Here is a 15,047-nt window from a genome sequence, read left to right as displayed (position 1 = left end):
CCCTGGGGGTTGGGCGGGCCTGCCGGGGCCGGGCGCGCCCCGCGGGCGCCCCCCGGCGCGATGCTGGTCATGATCGCTGCATGCAGTGCCCCCATGCCGGAAGCGAATGCGAAGGCCGTCTCCGTCCCCTCCAGGTCGGCAACGGCGATCTCCAGGGCATGGGTTGTCGGGTTCCCGTACCGGGTGTAGACAAAGGCGTCCTCGGCACCGCCGAGGGCCTGGTCCATCACGTCCAGGTCCTCGTAGATGAACGACGCACTTGGATAGATCGGCGTCGTGACCGGCGTGAAGTCCGGGCGCGCCGGCCGCTCGCCGGCGTGGACCACACGGGTCGCGATGTCGAGTCGGCGCGGACCCCCGCGCGGGGATGGCGGTTGCATCTTGACTCCCTCCCGTCCCGAGACCGGTGCACACGGCCGGGCCGATTTCACCAGCCGCATCCTACCGCCGCCGGACCACCTGTGTCACCTGATTGGCCTAGGAGCCATCGCACGGAGCATCGCTCGTCCCCCGTGCGTAGCTCCCCTCTCCCAACGTTGGGAGAGGGGCCGGGGGTGAGGGCCGCTCTCGCGGATCGCGACGGGGCGAGGCACCATCCAGCGGCCGTTTGACACTGGCAGCGTGTGGCCCGTACCATGGACGCGGCGGGCATGGTGGCGCGCGTTTGGCCGTGCGCACTGCTCGTGACCGGTGAGCCTGAGGTTGAGACTGTGGGGGCTGCGTCATGGCGGAGGGGCCGGAGAGCGGGATCCGGGAGACGGTCTACAAGCAACCGGCGGGGAAGGTGCCGACTCCAGCCACGGAGGTCAGCGGGACGCGCGTCGGGTCGGTCGAGGCGCAAACGGTCCTGATGAACCGCAGCGCGGCCGACGGGGTGACCGCCGAGCGAGTGAACATGGAGCAGTCGGCGGCGCGGGGGATCGACGCGCGCAGCGCGCAGCTCGACCGCTCCGCGGCGATGTCGGTCCGGAGCGAGCGTGCCGTGCTCCAGCGCAGCCAGGCGACGCAGGTCTCGGCCGATGACGTGCGGATGGTGCGCAGCCGGGCTGGACTGGTGCGCGCCGAGCGGGCACACCTGGAGGAAGGCTCGCGGGTGCTGGTGCTGGCGGGGCAGGCGGAGGGTGATGTCCGCCCCACGTTCGACCTGTCCGGCGCGGTGGCCTTCGGTGCGGCCGCGGGCGTGGCGCTGGCGATCGCCGCGGCGCTGCTGCGGCGGCTCTTCGGGAGGGGGACGCGATGATGGGCCTAATCCGCGGAATCCTCAAGTTCGGTGGCGGCGCGCTGCTCGGGGCCGCGGTCGGTGCGGCGGTCGCCTCGTTGCTGGCGCCGGAGAGCGGACCGGAGCTGCAAGAACGTGTCCGCGAGCGGCTCGAAGAGGCGAAGAAGGCGCGCGCCGAGGCTGAGGCCGAGACGGAGCGGCAACTGCGCGAGCAGTTCCGCCAGGCGGTGAACGACCCGAACGCGCTCTCCGGCAGGCCGTAGCGCCTGCGGACGTGCCGCTTGGTAGCCGGCATCGACCGCTCTCCATGCCCGGCGCGGAGCCCGCTCGACGCGCCTGATCGCGGTCGTCATGGTGCCGCCTTGTTGGGCTGGTGCTTCCGCTTCCCCTGTTTCTCGCGCGGGATCACCGTGATGACCCCGTTGCTCTCCATATAAGCCTCTTTGACGTCCTCGATCCGTTCCACCCCCTGTTCTCGCAGTTGTCCCATGATCTCGTCCCGCGTCAGCAACTCGCTGGCCGCGTTCTTTTGCAGCAGTTTCCCGTCCTTGATCAGCAGCAGCGGTTGCGGCTCGATCACCCGGCGGATGCGAGGGAAGCGGTAGGAGACGAAGGACAGCAGCATACTCCAGCCGATGATCGTCGCAGCGAGCACCAATGCATCCGGGACGTCGGTGTACTCGCCCGCCATGCCGTTCTGCACCGCGTCGGCGATCAGCACGACGACCAGCAGGTCGGTGAGCCTGATGCCGGCGGCTTCCCGCTTCAGCAGGAACCGAAGGCCGAAGAACAGCACCAGATAGATGACGCTGCCCCGCACGACGATCTCCAGGATCGGCGTCGAGGGCACGAAGATCGCACTCCAGTCCTCGGGCAGCCAGGTTGAGAGCAGCATCGCGGGACGTCCCTTGATCGTGCCCCGGCTCGCACCGGGCGGTCTGCGGGGTCAGCCCGGTACCGGCAGTGGACGGGGTGCCTGCTACTGCCCGGACGACTGCAATCCAGGGGCCACGGCCACGCCCGCGTTCGACTGGGAGTCGCCGCTACCCGGCGAGGATCGCAAGGTCGTCGGCGATCTCTTTCGGGGGTGTCTCCGAGCGCAGCAGCACGCGCCACTTGCCGTCGCGGTCGATGAGGAAGATCGCGTCGGTGTGGGTGAGCTGCTGGCCGCCTGCCGCCGGCGTGGCCTCGTGATCGGCATGCTCGCCGTGCGCGTCGTGCGCGTCCGTTTCGGCGTGGTCGTCGGCCATCATCGCGCCCGGGTCGACGTAATAGCTCGCCCAGACCGGCTCAAGCGTGGCGGCGTCGGCGGTCAGCGCGAACCAGTTCGGGTTCTCCGCCAGCCCGTGCCGCTCGGAGTACTCCTGGAGCACCTCCGGCGTGTCGCGTGCCGGGTCGACGGTGATCGCCACCAGTGCGACTCGCTGCCGTGCATCCGCCGGCAACTGCTCGTACGCCTGCCGCAGGTGCTGGGTGATCAGGGGGCAGATGTCCGTGCAGTTGGTGTAGATGAAGGTGAGCGCGACCGCCTTGCCGCGCAACTGCGACAGGCTGACGGTCTGGCCCCGCTGGTCGGTGAGCGTGAAGTCCGGCGCCGGCTCCTGCCCCAGGTCGGTGCCGGTCAACTTTCGCGACCCGCCGCACGCCGCAAGCAGGGCGGCGAGCCCCAGAACCAGGACGAGCGCCAGCGTGGGACCGATGCGGCGGCGACGGGCTGGACGGGTGGGCATGCGGAGAACTCCTCCTCACTGTGGATGTCGCGGTGCCGCGCCGGACCGGCCATGGCCGGCGCCGCGCCTGAATGCTACCACCCGTGCCCGCGGCGTTACCCGGCGGGCGGCTGGCATGTGTTCTGCATCACGCAAGCACGCTGCCTGTTGGGGCGGGGCGGCGTTTCCTTGCACCGGCAACTCGATCAGTGCTGGTACACATCCGCTCGGCGGATGGAGGCCCGCACGATGGCCATGGTCACGGAGCAGTTCGATCGCGTCGCGGAGGCGGTTCTGGAGCGGACTGCCGAGTTGCTCGCAGCCGATGTCGCGGTGGTCGATGATCGCGGGGTGACGCTTGCCAGCACCGACCCCGACCTCGTCGGCCTCCGGTTCGATGCGGTTCAACCGGACCCCACCGGGTGCTTGCTGCGTGTTCCCCTGCGGGTCGACGCTCATGAGGGACAGGTGATTGTCGGCGCGCCGGTCACCGGCGAAGCGCCGTCGCCGCGGCTGGTGCAGGCGCTGGTGGAGCTGGTAGTCAACCAGGCGGCGGTGCTGGATCAGATCCCCAAGCGCCACGAACTGAAGGACAAGTTCATCCACGACTTGCTCCGCGGGCAGATCGGCGACGAGGCCGACGTCCTGCGCGAGGCCCAGATCCTGGGGATGGACTTCACCCGCCCGCGCGCGGTGATCCTGATCGACGCAGCGGAGTTCATCCGCGGCACGAGCGCTTTCGACCGGCCTGAGACGGCCGAGGTGCAGCGCCGGCGGCGTGCTCAGCTCGTGATCGCCAGCGTCGTTGGCTTCTTCGACCTGCCGAGCGACAGCATCTGCGCCTACATCGGCGACGGCGACATCGCGGTGCTCAAGGCCAGCAGCACGCAGGATCTGGTCGCCTGGACCGATGAGGACAGCCCCGACCAACCCGCGGCCTCGTGGGCCAACCTCAGCGCCCTCAAGCGTGCCGCGGACGCCCTGCTGGCCCGGCTGCGGCGTGACACCGGCGCCCATATCAACGTCGGGATCGGCCGCTACCATCCCGGCATCCGTGGGCTGGCCCGCTCGTACCAGGACGCGCGGGCGGCGCTCTCCCTCGGCCGCCGCTTCCACGGCCAGAACCGGGTCCACTGCCTGGACGGGCTGGGTATGGCGGCCTTCGTCGGCGTGGCCGACGAGCGGACGAAGATCGACCTGGCGCGACACCTGCTCAGCCCGCTCGACCACGCTCCGGAGCTGCTGGAGACGCTCGATGCCTTCTTCGCGTCGGACTGTTCCCCCTCCGACGCCGCCGCGCGCCTGGCGATCCACCGCAACACCCTCAGCTACCGACTCGACAAGATTGCCCTGCTGACCGGCCTTGACCCCCGCCGCTTCGACGACGCCGTCCAGGTCCGCCTCGCCCTCCTCGTCCGCACCCTCCCCTCGGCGGCGGAGTAGCGGGAAACGGCCCTCACCCCCGACCCCTCTCCCAACCTTGGGAGAGGGGCGGAGGACGGCCTAGCCAGCAGGCGATACAGCACGGGCGCACGCAGGACGCATCAGGCTCCCGCACTCCCAACTCGTCGGGCGGGCTCTTGGGAGCGGGAGCATTGACGATGCGGGGCGTGCTGTTCGTATTACACAAACATATGGTACGAGGCACTTTTCATTTACCTTTCACAACTTTGGGCGAAAGGGGCGAGAGGTGCGGAATGCTTAGTGTTCTCCTCTTGCGCTTCTCGCGGCATCCCCGTTAGAATAGGTCGCCTGCCGTGAGCGGTACGAGACCGGCAGTTGGCTGTGCCCAATGCCCGCCGATGAGGCGCCAAGCATGTGGGGCCGGGACGCTGGCGCGCGTCCGGACAACCCACCCCGGTGACAGACCACGCATGCCTCGGACGCACCGTCCGTGGGTCTTGGGCAGACGAGCCCCGCGCCGCATGGCGCAGGGGGGCGGAAGGAGTACTGCCTTGCGACCCACGCTGTTGCGTGTCGTGGTGGGGGTGGGCCTGCTGGTCGGGCTCATCGCGGGTGTGGTGGCGACAACCTCGGCCGCGCCCGACGATCCGGGCCAGCCCACGCTGTTCTTCCCCTGGGTCCCCAACAACGACGCCATCGCCGGGATCGCCGGCATCCACGGCGCGATCACCATCCAGAACCTGGAAGTCTTCCCGGTCACGGTCACGCTCAGCGATGCGGCGGGGGCCGAGTTGACCAGCATCACGCTCAACCCGCGGGCGTCGCAGACCTGGACCGCGGAGTAACTCGGCATCCCCGAGCCGGGCTCGGGCGTGGTGGCGGCCGCCGCCTGGGCGGATGTGGACGATCTCGTCGCTGCCGGGCTCATCCCGTGTGTGGTGCAGGACGTGAACGGCACGCGGGGCACGCCGGACAACACCACCGATGCGATCACGGGTGTGACGACCGAGCCCACCGCGGTCGATATCACCGGCTACCGCGCGGGGGAGGACTACACCTGGCACTGGTCGGGGGGCACGCTGTTCATCGACTGGAGCCCGGCCGGGGCTGAGCCGACCGCGAGGACGCTCTACGCTGTGACCGTGTCCGTCTGCGTCGACGTGCCCGTGCCGCGCATCGCGGGCGTCGAGAAGCACACGGTGGGCACGAGCGGGGTGCGCACTGGCAGCAATACCACCGTCGCCGACGGCTACAGCGCCGTCCCGGTGCAGGACGTGGACCTGGCTACGGGCGGTGGAGTCGGGCTGGAGGGGCAGTCCCGCTGGGTGCTGCCGATTGCCCAGACCAACACCGGCTGGGACACCGAGCTGGTCATCACCAACGTCGCGAAGCAGACCACCGCGGTGAGTGCGACGTTCTATGCCGCCGGGGGCCAGGGCGTGGCCGGGGAGAGCGTGGCGCTGCTCTCCGGTGTGGCGCTGGGGCCGGGGGAGAGCATCGCGGTCGACCTGCGCGAGGACGCGAACTTCCCCGAGGGAGCAGTGGGCTCGGTCTGGGTGGATGCCAGCCGGGCGGTGGTGGCGGTGGCCTTCCGCCACAAGCCGGCGACGGCCATGATGCTGACCACGGTGGCCCAGCCGCGGACCGACGATGCCGCGGCCAGCCCGACGCTGAAGTTTGGCCCGCTGGTGTTCCGCGCCTACAACGGCTGGAACACCGGCATCAACATCGCCAACCTCTCGAGCACCACCAACCGCGTCACGGTGACCTACTACACCTATGCGGGCACCGTGGTGGCGACCGAGGCGGTGACCATCCCGCCGCAGGGCATGGAGTACGTCTACACCCCGGCCAGCGGCAACGTTGGGCTGGCGGCGCACCAGATCACCGCGGTGCGCATCGCGGGGCAGTACCCGCTGGCAGCGGCCATCGACGCGGTGAAGTACCTGGGTGGGCCGGGCCAGGGGCATGCCATGAGCTACGCCGCGGGCCGGGCGCTGGCCGGGGGCCAGGTGGTGTCCGCGGACAGCGCGCACGTGGTCCGCACGCTGCCGGTGAGCGGGCGCATGCTGTACCAGGCGCTGCTGGGGCTGCCGCTGGTGCAGACGGGCAATCCGACCACCGGGTTGGGCGACACCTCGGGCATCAACCTGTACAACCCGGATCTGGGGAACCCGGTCACGGTGTGGGTGCAGTTCCTGGATTCGGCGGGGGTGCCGGTGGCGCCGACGGCGGATGCGACCGACGCCGAGCAGCCGCTGAGCTTCCCGCTGCCGGCGGGGGCCGGGGCGACGGTGTACACGCTGGACTACCATGAGCTGCCGGCGGGCTTTGTTGGCTCGGCGGTGGTGGGCGTCGAGGGCAACGGTGCGCTGGTGGGCGTGTCGAACAACGTGAACTACGCCGTGGGGGGCGATGGTTCGGGCGCCTTCAACCTGGCGGTGGTGCCGCAGGCGACCCCGCGCTTCGTCGGCATCCCCATAACAATCGCCGGGGACGAGCTCTTTGAGCCGGTGACTGACGCGCAGGGGAACCCGAACGAGTTCACGGCGCGGGTGACCGTGCACGACCTGTTCGGCGATCCGCTGCCGGGGATTCCGGCCTACCTCACCGTGCTGAGCGGGCCGAACCAGGGTGAGACCGACGTGGCGACGACCGGGGCTGACGGGACGGCGGAGCTGTCCTACGACTCGAACGGCGTCATCGGCGAAGACGAGGTCCTGATCTGGGTCGACGTCGACGGCGACGGCGTAAAGGGCTCCTTCGAGATTGTGGGGTTCTTCAAGCATTGGGAGGTCGGCCTCGGCCGTGCTCTGGATGCCCGGGTGGATGACGACACGCCGTTGGTGGGTACTCAGCTCACGGTGAGGGCGCGCGTCACTGACGGCTCCGGGGCGGCGAACGCGGTCCAGGGGGTCGCGATCCGGTGCACCGTCGAGGGCGTGAACGGTACTGCGACGGTCACCGACGGTGCCCAAACGGGCACTGACGGCAGGGCCACATGCAGCTACACCGGGGCGAACGTCGGTGGCGACACGATCACCGTCTGGGCCGACCTGGACGGCGAAGGTGACCAGGATGCCGGGGAGCCGTCGACGACCGTTGACGTGACCTGGACGGCTGTCGATATGACCGTGCAGGGCTAGGTCGGGCTGGACGAGCAGTTCACGATCACCGCCACTGCGGTGAATCCGACCGGTTTCACGTTCAATGCCCGCTTCGACATCATCGTGTAGCCGCCACAACCGCGCAGCACTGGCGACACCTGGTTCAACGCCTTCGAGGTCGTCGCGATCGACGGCAATTCGGATACGCAGGGCATCAACGGCACGTTCACGTGCGACGGCGGTCAATGGAAAGGCTACAGGGGGGCCGTATAACGGCTTCCCGATGCTGCCCGACCATGGCAGCCGTCAGCCGTTTTCCGTCCTACTCCCCTCTCCCCTTGTGGGAGAGGGGGCGGGGGTGAGGGGTCCCCAGCCAGGCTACCCCCACCCCACCGTTGTGCACCTGCACAATCCCGCTTCTCCAGAACCCAAAACGGCTTGGGCAGATGCCCGATGAAGCCTGACGGGCAAACTCGTTAGCCTGGGAAAAGGAAATAGTCCCCCGCGCATTCAAGTGCGCCGACGCGCCCATGGGCTCTGCGTGCGCGAGCGATCGGGAGCAATCGCATGATCGATGATGACGTGCGGGTTGCAGCGTGGGCTCCGTCGACCAACGGCGGGCCGTACGGGGCGGTGCTCGCCCGCGCGCTGGCCGGGCGCAGGTGCGACCTGGCGGCGGCCCTGGCTCGGTTGGAGGCGCAGAGCGCGCGCCTCGCTGCCGTGGCGGACATGCTCCTCGCGACATTGCGAGCCGGGCGCACGGTGTTGGTCGCTGGGAACGGCGGCAGTGCGGCTGGGGCCCAGCACTTTGCCGCCGAACTGGTCGGGCGCTTCCGGCGCGAGCGCGAGCCGTATCCCGTCGTGGCGCTGTGTACCGACAGCGCCGTCGTGACGGCGGTCGCCAACGACTACGGCTATGAGCAGGTCTTTGCCCGGCAGGTGGCGGCCTTCGGCCGGGCGGGCGATCTCCTGGTCGTGATCAGCACCAGCGGGGAGTCGGAGAACCTGGTGCGGGCGGCCGTGACCGCGCGCCGGCGTGGTCTCTCCGTGGTCGCCGTCACCGGCGAGCGCGACAGCCGGCTGGCTCGGCTGTCGGACTTGGCGGTGCGGGTGCCTACTGCCGACACCGCCCTTACGCAGGAGCTGCACCTGATCGTCACCCACGTCCTCTGCGACCTGGTCGAGGCCGAACTGGCGATCCGGGAAGGAGCCGGTGGCCCATGACCGCCCCGCATCGCGCGATCTTCCTCGACCGTGACGGCACCCTGGTCCACCCGCGCCACTACCCATCCCGGCCCGAGCACCTGCGCCTCTACGAGGGGATCGGCCCGGAGTTGCGCCGGCTGCAGGCGGCCGGGTTCCGGCTGGTCGTGGTGACGAACCAGTCCGGGATCGCCCGCGGCTACTTCACCGAGGACGACCTGCGCCGGATGCACGAGCACCTGGCGGCCAGCCTGGACCGCTCGGGGGTGCGGCTTGACGCGATCTACTACTGCCCGCACCACCCGGACGGGGTGATCCCCGAGCTTGCCCGGCGCTGCGACTGCCGCAAACCTGCCCCCGGGATGCTGTGGCGGGCGGCGCACGACCTGGGCGTCGACCCGGCGCGCTCCTGGCTCGTCGGCGACGTCCTGGACGACGTGGAGGCGGGCCGCCGCGCCGGGTGCCGCACCGTCCTCGTCGATCTCGCCACCGAATCGCCGCCGGTCACGGCGCGGCGCCGGCCGGACTTCGTCGCCCGCGACACCCGCCACGCGCTGCGGATCATCAGTGCGGTCGAGGGCCTGGCGGCGGCGCCGGAGCTGGACTACCGGCCGCTGGGATGGCCGGCGGCCGGTCTGGCTGCAGAGAGGGGCCGGTGATGGCGCGCGTGGTCGACGTGGTGCGGCGCTTCCGGCGCCTGCGGGCACTGGTCATCGGTGACGCCATGCTCGACAGCTACCTGGAGGGGACCGCCGCGCGGCTCTGCACCGAGGGGCCGGTGCCGGTGGTGCGCAAGACGGCCGAGGAGCGCGTGCCGGGGGGCGCCGCCAACACGGCGGCCAACCTGCGCGCATTGGGCGCCGAGGTGGTCTTCCTGGGGCTGGTGGGCGAGGATGTGCCGGGCGACCTGCTGCGGGCGGCGCTGGCGTCACGCGGCGTCGACGATCGCTGGCTGGTGGTCGACCCGGCGGTCAGCACGCTCCACAAGCTGCGCATCCTGGCCGACGGGCAGTACGTGGTCCGCTTCGACGAGGGAGACACCCGCGGCGCCTCGCCCGCGGCCCGTGCCCGGCTGCTGGAGCATCTGGAACACGCCTTCCCCGCCTGCGACGTGGTGGTCGTCTCCGACTATGCCTACGGCGCCGTCGCCGACGACCTCGTTGCCCGGCTCAGGGCGTTGCGCGCCGCGCGGCCCTGCCCGCTGGTTGTCGACTCCAAGGCGCTGCATCGCTTCTACGCTGCCGGGGCGACGGTCGTCACGCCCAACGACCTGGAGGCACGGCTGGCGGTTGCGCCGAGCGCGGAGGAGCCGGGCGGGCTCGATCTGGCGGAGGTCGAACGGATCGGCCGCGGCCTCCTGGAGCAGATCGAGGCGGCCTATGCGGCGATCACGCTGGGCGCGGACGGGGTGTTCCTGCTCGGGCGCGACGGCACCGGCCGGCATCTTCCGGCTCACCCGGCCGGGCAGGCCAGCGACATCGGCGCGGGCGACACGTTTGCCGCGGCGCTGGCGCTCGCGCTCGCGGCCGGAGCCGATGTGGTGGAAGCCTGCCGGATCGGCATCGACGCCGCCGGGATCGCCGTCGCCAGCCAGCGGACCGCGGCCGTGCCCTACCAGGATCTCCTGCGCCGGGTCAGCCTGCGCGATCTGGACGGGCGACCCGCCAGCATGGCCGCGGCTCGTCGTGACGTCGTCGCTCGACTCGACGCCGCCCGGCTCGCGGGCCGGACGATCGTCTTCACCAACGGCGTCTTCGACATCCTCCACGCCGGGCACGTCGAGTTCCTGCGCCAGGCGAAGGCGCTCGGCGACCTCCTCGTCGTCGGGGTAAACAGCGACCGCTCCGCCCGGCGGCTCAAGGGGGCGGGCCGGCCGATCAACAGCGAGCGCGACCGGCTGGCGCTGGTGGCAGCGCTCGACGCGGTGGACGAGGCACTGCTGTTCGACGAGGCGACCCCGGCCGAGTTGATCCGCACGCTGCGCCCCCACATCCACGCCAAGGGAGGCGACTACGCCGATGTGCCGCTGCCCGAGGCCGAGGCGGTCCGTGCCGTCGGCGGGCGGGTGGCGATCCTGCCGCTCGTCGGCAGCCTGAGCACCAGCGGGGTGATCGACCGCATCGTGGCGCTGGCCGGGGCCGACCTGAACGGAGCGGCGCCGTGAGCCCGCTGGACGCCCGCTGGGCCGCCACACGCCGGGTGCTGGCCATCCGGCTGGACAACCTGGGCGACGTCCTGGTGACGACCCCGGCGATCCACGCGATCCGTGCATCGCTGCCCGAGGCGGAGATCACGCTGCTGGCCGGTCCGGTCGGGGCGCAGGCCGGGCGGCTGAACCCCGACCTGGACGGCGTCATCGTCTACCAGGCGCCCTGGATGGACCCCTGGTCCCGCCTGCCGCACGACAGCCGGCGCGAGCAGCACACGATCGCGCGGCTCAAGGCCCGCCGCTTCGACGGCGCGATCATCTTCACCTCGTTCCGCCAGAGCGCCCTGCCCGCGGCCTACCTCTGCTACCTGGCCGATATCCCGCTGCGCGTCGCCGCCTCGATCGACGGTCCCGGTTCGCTCCTCACCACGCGCCACAAGCACCCGGAGCGGATGATGCACGAGGTGGAGCGCGGCCTGGACCTCGTCGGCGCCATCGGCATGGACACCGACGAGCGCGACCTCGTGCTCGCCGTGCCCGACAGCGCCCGCGCGGCCGTCGCCGACCGGCTGGCGGGCATGGGCGCGCTGAGCGACCGCCCGCTCGTCGTGCTCCACCCCGGCTGCTCGATGCCGGCCCGGACCTACCCCTGGGAGCAGTACGCCGAGGTGACCGCGCTGCTGATCGAGCGCCTGGGTGCCACCGTGGCGCTGACCGGCGTTGCCGAGGAGCGGCCGCTGGTCGATCGGATCCGGGCGCACCTCCGCCCGGCGCTGCGCGAGCGGGCACTGTCGCTGGCCGGGGACCTCGACTTCCCCGCTCTCTGCGCCGTGATCGCCGCGGCCGACCTGACGATCACCAACAATACCGGGCCGATGCACGTCTCGGCCGCGGTCAAGACGCCGGTCGTCGCCCTCTTCGCCTTGACCAACCCGCCGGAGCAGTGGGGGCCATGGCGCGTGCCGCACCGGCTGCTCTTCCACGACGTCTCCTGCCGCATCTGTTACAGCCGGGTTTGCCCGTATGGGCACGAGTGCCTGCGCCTGGTGACACCGGCCATAGTGCTCGATGCCGCGCGCGACCTCCTGGCCGGTTCGGCGCCGGTGGCGGCCAATGGCGCGACCGCCTCGGTCGCGCGGGGCGGGAGGCGGCCATGAGCGGCTGGCGGGAGGCGCGCACCATCGCCGCGCTGCGGCTCGACAATATCGGCGACGTCATCATGCTCGGCCCGGCCATCCGGGCCATCAAGGAGACGTCGCCCGCGGCGCGCATCACCCTGATCGCCAGCCGCGCGGGTGCGGCCGCCGCCCCGCTCCTCCCCTGGGTGGACGACGTCATGGTCTGGCGGCCGGTCTGGCAGGACGTGGGCGGGCGAATCCCGTTTGACCCGGCGCGCGAGCAGGCGCTGATCGCCGACCTGGCGGCCCGCCGCTTCGACGCGGCGCTCATCTTCACCTCCTTCAGCCAGACGCCGCACGTCCCCGGCTACGTCTGCTATCTGGCCGGCATCCCGCTGCGGGCGGGGGAGTCGAAGGAGTTCGGCGGCAGCACCCTGACCGACGAGCTGCGCGGCGCGCCGGACGACCTGCACCAGGCCGAGCGCAACCTGCGCCTCGTCGAACACCTCGGATTTCCAGTGCGCGACCGCCGCCTGGCGGTGGCCCTGCCGCCGGAGGCGTACGCGGCCGTGCCCCGGCTACTGGCTGCAGCCAGGTTGGACCCCGGCGCGCCCTTCGTCCTCCTCCACCCCGGCGCCAGCGCCGCGGCGCGGCAGGTGCCGGTCGCGCTGGCGGCCGGCCTCGCTCGTCTGCTGGCCGAAGCCGGCTGGCCGGTGCTGGTCACGGGTCTGGAGCGGGAAGCGGACCTGGTCGCCGCCGTCGTGGACGGGGCCGGGCCGCGGGTGCGGCCGCTGGTCGGGCGGACGACGCTGGCGGAGTACGCCGCGCTAGTGGACCGGGCCGCGCTCGTCGTCTGCGGCAACACGCTGCCGCTCCACCTGGCCGACGCGCTCGATACGCCGGTGCTGGCGCTCTACTCCGGCACCGACCTCGACGCGCAGTGGCGCCCGCGTCACACCCGCTCCCGTCTGCTGCGGCGGCCGACCGCCTGTCACCCCTGCTACCTCTTCGACTGCCCGATCGGCCAGCCGTGCCTCGACATCCCGCCGGAGGAGGCGGCCGCGGCGGCGCTGGAGCTGCTGGTCGGTGCCGGGGCGGGCGTGGCGGGAGGTGAGCGATGAGCGCAATCCTCGCCGTCCCGCCGCGCCGCATCGCCGTGCTGCGGGCGCTACACCTGGGCGACCTGCTACTTGCCGTGCCGGCCCTGCGTGCCCTCCGAGCCGGGTTCCCCGGGGCCGAGATCACCCTGATCGGCCTGCCCTGGGCCACGGCGTTCGCTCGGCGGGTCGACCGCTACCTCGACCGCTTCGTCCCCTTCGACGGCTATCCCGGCATCGCCGAGGTCCCGGTCGACCCGGCGCGCACGGCCCGCTTCGTCGCTGACCAGCGCGCCGTGGGCTACGACTTGGTGATCCAGATGCACGGCAGCGGTCGGACGAGCAACGCCTGCGCCCTGGCGCTCTCCGGGCGGGTGACGGCCGGGTACTACGACGGAACGCGGCCCGCAGGGCTGGACATCGGCGCCCCCTATCCGGACGACTGCTCCGAGATCGAGCGCAACCTGCGGCTGGCACGGCTGCTCGGCTGCCCCGACCTGGGGCCGGCGCTGGAGTTTCCCCTGAGCGCCGCCGACCGGGCCGAGGCCGCCGCGCTGCTCGACCGGCCGCCACCCGGCGGTCCGCTGGTCGGCATCCACCCCGGTGCCCGCTACCCGGCACGGCGCTGGCCGCCCGAGCGCTTCGCCGCGGTGGGCGACCTGCTGGCCGAGCGCTACGGCGCGCGGATCGTCCTGACCGGCAGCACGGAGGAAGTGGCGACGGTTCAGCAGGTCGCGGCGGCCATGCGCGCCGCGCCGCTGGTACTGGCCGGGCGGACCTCGCTCGGCGGGCTGGCGGCACTGATCGCCCGGCTTGACCTCTTCATCAGCAACGACACCGGCCCGGCCCACATCGCCGATGCGCTTGGCACGCCCAGTGTCACCCTCTTCGGCCCGGCCGATCCGACCCGCTGGGGGCCGCTCGACCGGGAGCGGCACCCCGTCGTGCGCGTCCCGGTCGCGTGCAGCCCGTGCCCACACCGGGAGTGCCCGATCGACCACCGGTGCCTGCACCGGATCACGCCGGAGATGGTCGCCACGGCCGCGACGCGGCTGCTGGCGGCGGGAGCGATGGCATGCGACGACTGAGGATCCTGATCTGGCACATCCACGGCAGCTACCTCAACGCGCTCGCGCGCATCGAGCACGACTGGTACCTGCCGGTCAAGCCGGGGCGCCCCGAGGGCTACGGCGGGCGCGGCCCGACCTTCGATCTGCCCGGCTCCGTGCGCGAGATCCCGGCCGAGCAGGTGCGCCACCTCGACCTCGACCTGGTCATCTACCAGACGCCGAAGAACTGGTTCGAGGATCGCTTCGAGATCCTCTCCGCCGAGCAGCGCGACCTGCCCAGCATCTACCTGGAGCACAACACGCCCAAGCCGGACGCGGTGCAGTCCCGCCACCCGGTCGACGACCCGCGCGTGCTGCTGGTCCACGTCACCCACTTCAACCGTGTGATGTGGGACAACGGCCGCACACCCACGACCGTCATCGAGCACAGCGTCGCCATCGACCCGACAGCGCGTTACACCGGCCGGCTGCCGCGCGGCGTCTTCGTCGCAAACGGCGTCCAACACCGCCCGCGCATCGCCGGGTTCGACCTCTTCCTGCAGGCGCGGGAGCAGGTGCCGCTCGACGCGATCGGCATGGAGACCGAGGCGTTCGGCGGCCTGGGCGACGTGCCCTACCGCGAGCTGCACCGCCGCGTGGCCGCGTACCGCTTCGTCTTCAGCCCGATGCGCTACACCAGCCTGCCGCTGGCCGTCATCGAGGCGATGACCCTCGGCGCGCCGGTGGTGGCGCTCGCCACGACCGCGTTGCCGACAGTGATCCAGGATGGCGTCAACGGCTTCGTCTCCTGCGACCTGGACTATCTGATCGACCGCATGCGCTTCCTCCTCGGCCACCCGGCGGAGGCGGCACGCATCGGCGCGGCCGCCCGCCTCACCGCCCAGGAGCGCTTCGGCCTCGACCGCTTCCGGCGCGACTGGAACGCCGCGTTTGCGCGGGTGCTAGGTGAGGGACCCCTCACCCCCCTGCCC

Annotated in this window: 16 protein-coding genes; 12 read left to right on the top strand and 4 right to left on the bottom strand. The window is 71.5% G+C overall.

Annotation, left to right across the window (positions count from 1 at the left end):
- Positions 1–380 (bottom strand): PLP-dependent transferase (locus IRZ30_RS10175; protein WP_294084917.1); only part of this gene is annotated, 380 nt, incomplete at its 3' end.
- 344 nt (positions 381–724) lie between these two features.
- Between IRZ30_RS10175 and IRZ30_RS10170 the strand changes: the two genes are divergently transcribed.
- Together IRZ30_RS10170 and IRZ30_RS10165 are read left to right on the top strand one after the other, a co-directional pair.
- Entirely contained in the window at positions 725–1,240 is a 516-nt protein-coding gene (locus IRZ30_RS10170) for a hypothetical protein (protein ID WP_294084916.1), read from the top strand.
- The gene (locus tag IRZ30_RS10165; protein ID WP_294084915.1) at positions 1,237–1,482 is read left to right on the top strand and encodes a YtxH domain-containing protein; all 246 of its coding nucleotides are present in this window, start codon (positions 1,237–1,239) and stop codon (positions 1,480–1,482) included. Before IRZ30_RS10170 ends, IRZ30_RS10165 begins: the two co-directional genes overlap by 4 nt.
- A gap of 86 nt (positions 1,483–1,568) precedes the next feature.
- On the opposite strand, the gene IRZ30_RS10160 is transcribed toward IRZ30_RS10165, so the two are convergent.
- Complete coding sequence (locus IRZ30_RS10160; RefSeq protein WP_294084914.1) at positions 1,569–2,114, bottom strand: DUF421 domain-containing protein; 546 nt, start codon at positions 2,112–2,114, stop codon at positions 1,569–1,571.
- 148 nt (positions 2,115–2,262) lie between these two features.
- Entirely contained in the window at positions 2,263–2,949 is a 687-nt protein-coding gene (locus IRZ30_RS10155) for an SCO family protein (RefSeq protein WP_294084912.1), read from the bottom strand.
- A 228-nt stretch (positions 2,950–3,177) separates the two neighbouring features.
- Here IRZ30_RS10155 and IRZ30_RS10150 point away from each other — a divergent pair, with 228 nt between their 5' ends.
- The 3 genes from IRZ30_RS10150 to IRZ30_RS10140 all read left to right on the top strand — a co-directional run bounded on the left by IRZ30_RS10150 (position 3,178) and on the right by IRZ30_RS10140 (position 7,478).
- Positions 3,178–4,371 carry a helix-turn-helix domain-containing protein gene (locus IRZ30_RS10150; protein ID WP_294084911.1) on the top strand — a complete coding sequence of 398 codons (1,194 nt, stop codon included), beginning with the start codon at positions 3,178–3,180 and terminating at the stop codon, positions 4,369–4,371.
- Positions 4,372–4,883: 512 nt separating this feature from the next.
- Positions 4,884–5,177, top strand: coding sequence for a hypothetical protein (locus tag IRZ30_RS10145; RefSeq protein ID WP_294084909.1), 294 nt, complete (start codon positions 4,884–4,886; stop codon positions 5,175–5,177).
- A gap of 102 nt (positions 5,178–5,279) precedes the next feature.
- Complete coding sequence (locus tag IRZ30_RS10140; protein WP_294084907.1) at positions 5,280–7,478, top strand: hypothetical protein; 2,199 nt, start codon at positions 5,280–5,282, stop codon at positions 7,476–7,478.
- On the opposite strand, the gene IRZ30_RS10135 is transcribed toward IRZ30_RS10140, so the two are convergent.
- Complete coding sequence (locus IRZ30_RS10135) at positions 7,475–7,654, bottom strand: hypothetical protein (protein ID WP_294084905.1); 180 nt, start codon at positions 7,652–7,654, stop codon at positions 7,475–7,477. The genes IRZ30_RS10140 and IRZ30_RS10135 overlap by 4 nt on opposite strands.
- A 352-nt stretch (positions 7,655–8,006) precedes the next feature.
- On the opposite strand from IRZ30_RS10135, the gene IRZ30_RS10130 reads away from it, so the two are divergent.
- The 7 genes from IRZ30_RS10130 to IRZ30_RS10100 form a co-directional block, all read left to right on the top strand.
- The gene (locus IRZ30_RS10130; protein WP_294084904.1) at positions 8,007–8,663 is read left to right on the top strand and encodes an SIS domain-containing protein; all 657 of its coding nucleotides are present in this window, start codon (positions 8,007–8,009) and stop codon (positions 8,661–8,663) included.
- The gene (locus IRZ30_RS10125; protein WP_294084903.1) at positions 8,660–9,301 is read left to right on the top strand and encodes an HAD family hydrolase; all 642 of its coding nucleotides are present in this window, start codon (positions 8,660–8,662) and stop codon (positions 9,299–9,301) included. The genes IRZ30_RS10130 and IRZ30_RS10125 overlap by 4 nt, the downstream gene beginning before the upstream one ends.
- Complete coding sequence (locus IRZ30_RS10120) at positions 9,301–10,806, top strand: PfkB family carbohydrate kinase (protein ID WP_294084902.1); 1,506 nt, start codon at positions 9,301–9,303, stop codon at positions 10,804–10,806. Before IRZ30_RS10125 ends, IRZ30_RS10120 begins: the two co-directional genes overlap by 1 nt.
- Positions 10,803–11,948 carry a glycosyltransferase family 9 protein gene (locus IRZ30_RS10115; RefSeq protein ID WP_294084900.1) on the top strand — a complete coding sequence of 382 codons (1,146 nt, stop codon included), beginning with the start codon at positions 10,803–10,805 and terminating at the stop codon, positions 11,946–11,948. Before IRZ30_RS10120 ends, IRZ30_RS10115 begins: the two co-directional genes overlap by 4 nt.
- Positions 11,945–13,030, top strand: a complete 1,086-nt coding sequence (locus tag IRZ30_RS10110) for a glycosyltransferase family 9 protein (protein ID WP_294084898.1) — start codon at positions 11,945–11,947, stop codon at positions 13,028–13,030. The genes IRZ30_RS10115 and IRZ30_RS10110 overlap by 4 nt, the downstream gene beginning before the upstream one ends.
- A complete protein-coding gene (locus IRZ30_RS10105) occupies positions 13,027–14,094 on the top strand; it encodes a glycosyltransferase family 9 protein (RefSeq protein ID WP_294084896.1) in 1,068 nt (355 codons plus the stop codon). Before IRZ30_RS10110 ends, IRZ30_RS10105 begins: the two co-directional genes overlap by 4 nt.
- Positions 14,082–15,047: glycosyltransferase (locus tag IRZ30_RS10100; protein WP_294084894.1), on the top strand; the 966-nt coding region annotated here is incomplete at its 3' end. The genes IRZ30_RS10105 and IRZ30_RS10100, both read left to right, overlap by 13 nt.

This window comes from Sphaerobacter sp., assembly GCF_019683595.1.
Lineage (GTDB): Bacteria > Chloroflexota > Chloroflexia > Thermomicrobiales > Thermomicrobiaceae > Sphaerobacter.
The sequence above is the reverse complement of the archived record's forward strand: the minus strand, read 5'-3'. Positions and strand labels throughout refer to the sequence as shown.

Bases quoted from the DNA above. Each gene is read 5' to 3' on its own strand.
- IRZ30_RS10170 (WP_294084916.1), top strand. From the start codon at position 725: ATGGCGGAGGGGCCGGAGAGCGGGATCCGGGAGACGGTCTACAAGCAA.
- IRZ30_RS10165 (WP_294084915.1), top strand. From the start codon at position 1,237: ATGATGGGCCTAATCCGCGGAATCCTCAAGTTCGGTGGCGGCGCGCTG.
- IRZ30_RS10160 (WP_294084914.1), bottom strand. From the start codon at position 2,114: ATGCTGCTCTCAACCTGGCTGCCCGAGGACTGGAGTGCGATCTTCGTG.
- IRZ30_RS10155 (WP_294084912.1), bottom strand. From the start codon at position 2,949: ATGCCCACCCGTCCAGCCCGTCGCCGCCGCATCGGTCCCACGCTGGCG.
- IRZ30_RS10150 (WP_294084911.1), top strand. From the start codon at position 3,178: ATGGCCATGGTCACGGAGCAGTTCGATCGCGTCGCGGAGGCGGTTCTG.
- IRZ30_RS10135 (WP_294084905.1), bottom strand. From the start codon at position 7,654: ATGCCCTGCGTATCCGAATTGCCGTCGATCGCGACGACCTCGAAGGCG.
- IRZ30_RS10130 (WP_294084904.1), top strand. From the start codon at position 8,007: ATGATCGATGATGACGTGCGGGTTGCAGCGTGGGCTCCGTCGACCAAC.
- IRZ30_RS10125 (WP_294084903.1), top strand. From the start codon at position 8,660: ATGACCGCCCCGCATCGCGCGATCTTCCTCGACCGTGACGGCACCCTG.
- IRZ30_RS10120 (WP_294084902.1), top strand. From the start codon at position 9,301: ATGGCGCGCGTGGTCGACGTGGTGCGGCGCTTCCGGCGCCTGCGGGCA.
- IRZ30_RS10110 (WP_294084898.1), top strand. From the start codon at position 11,945: ATGAGCGGCTGGCGGGAGGCGCGCACCATCGCCGCGCTGCGGCTCGAC.
- IRZ30_RS10105 (WP_294084896.1), top strand. From the start codon at position 13,027: ATGAGCGCAATCCTCGCCGTCCCGCCGCGCCGCATCGCCGTGCTGCGG.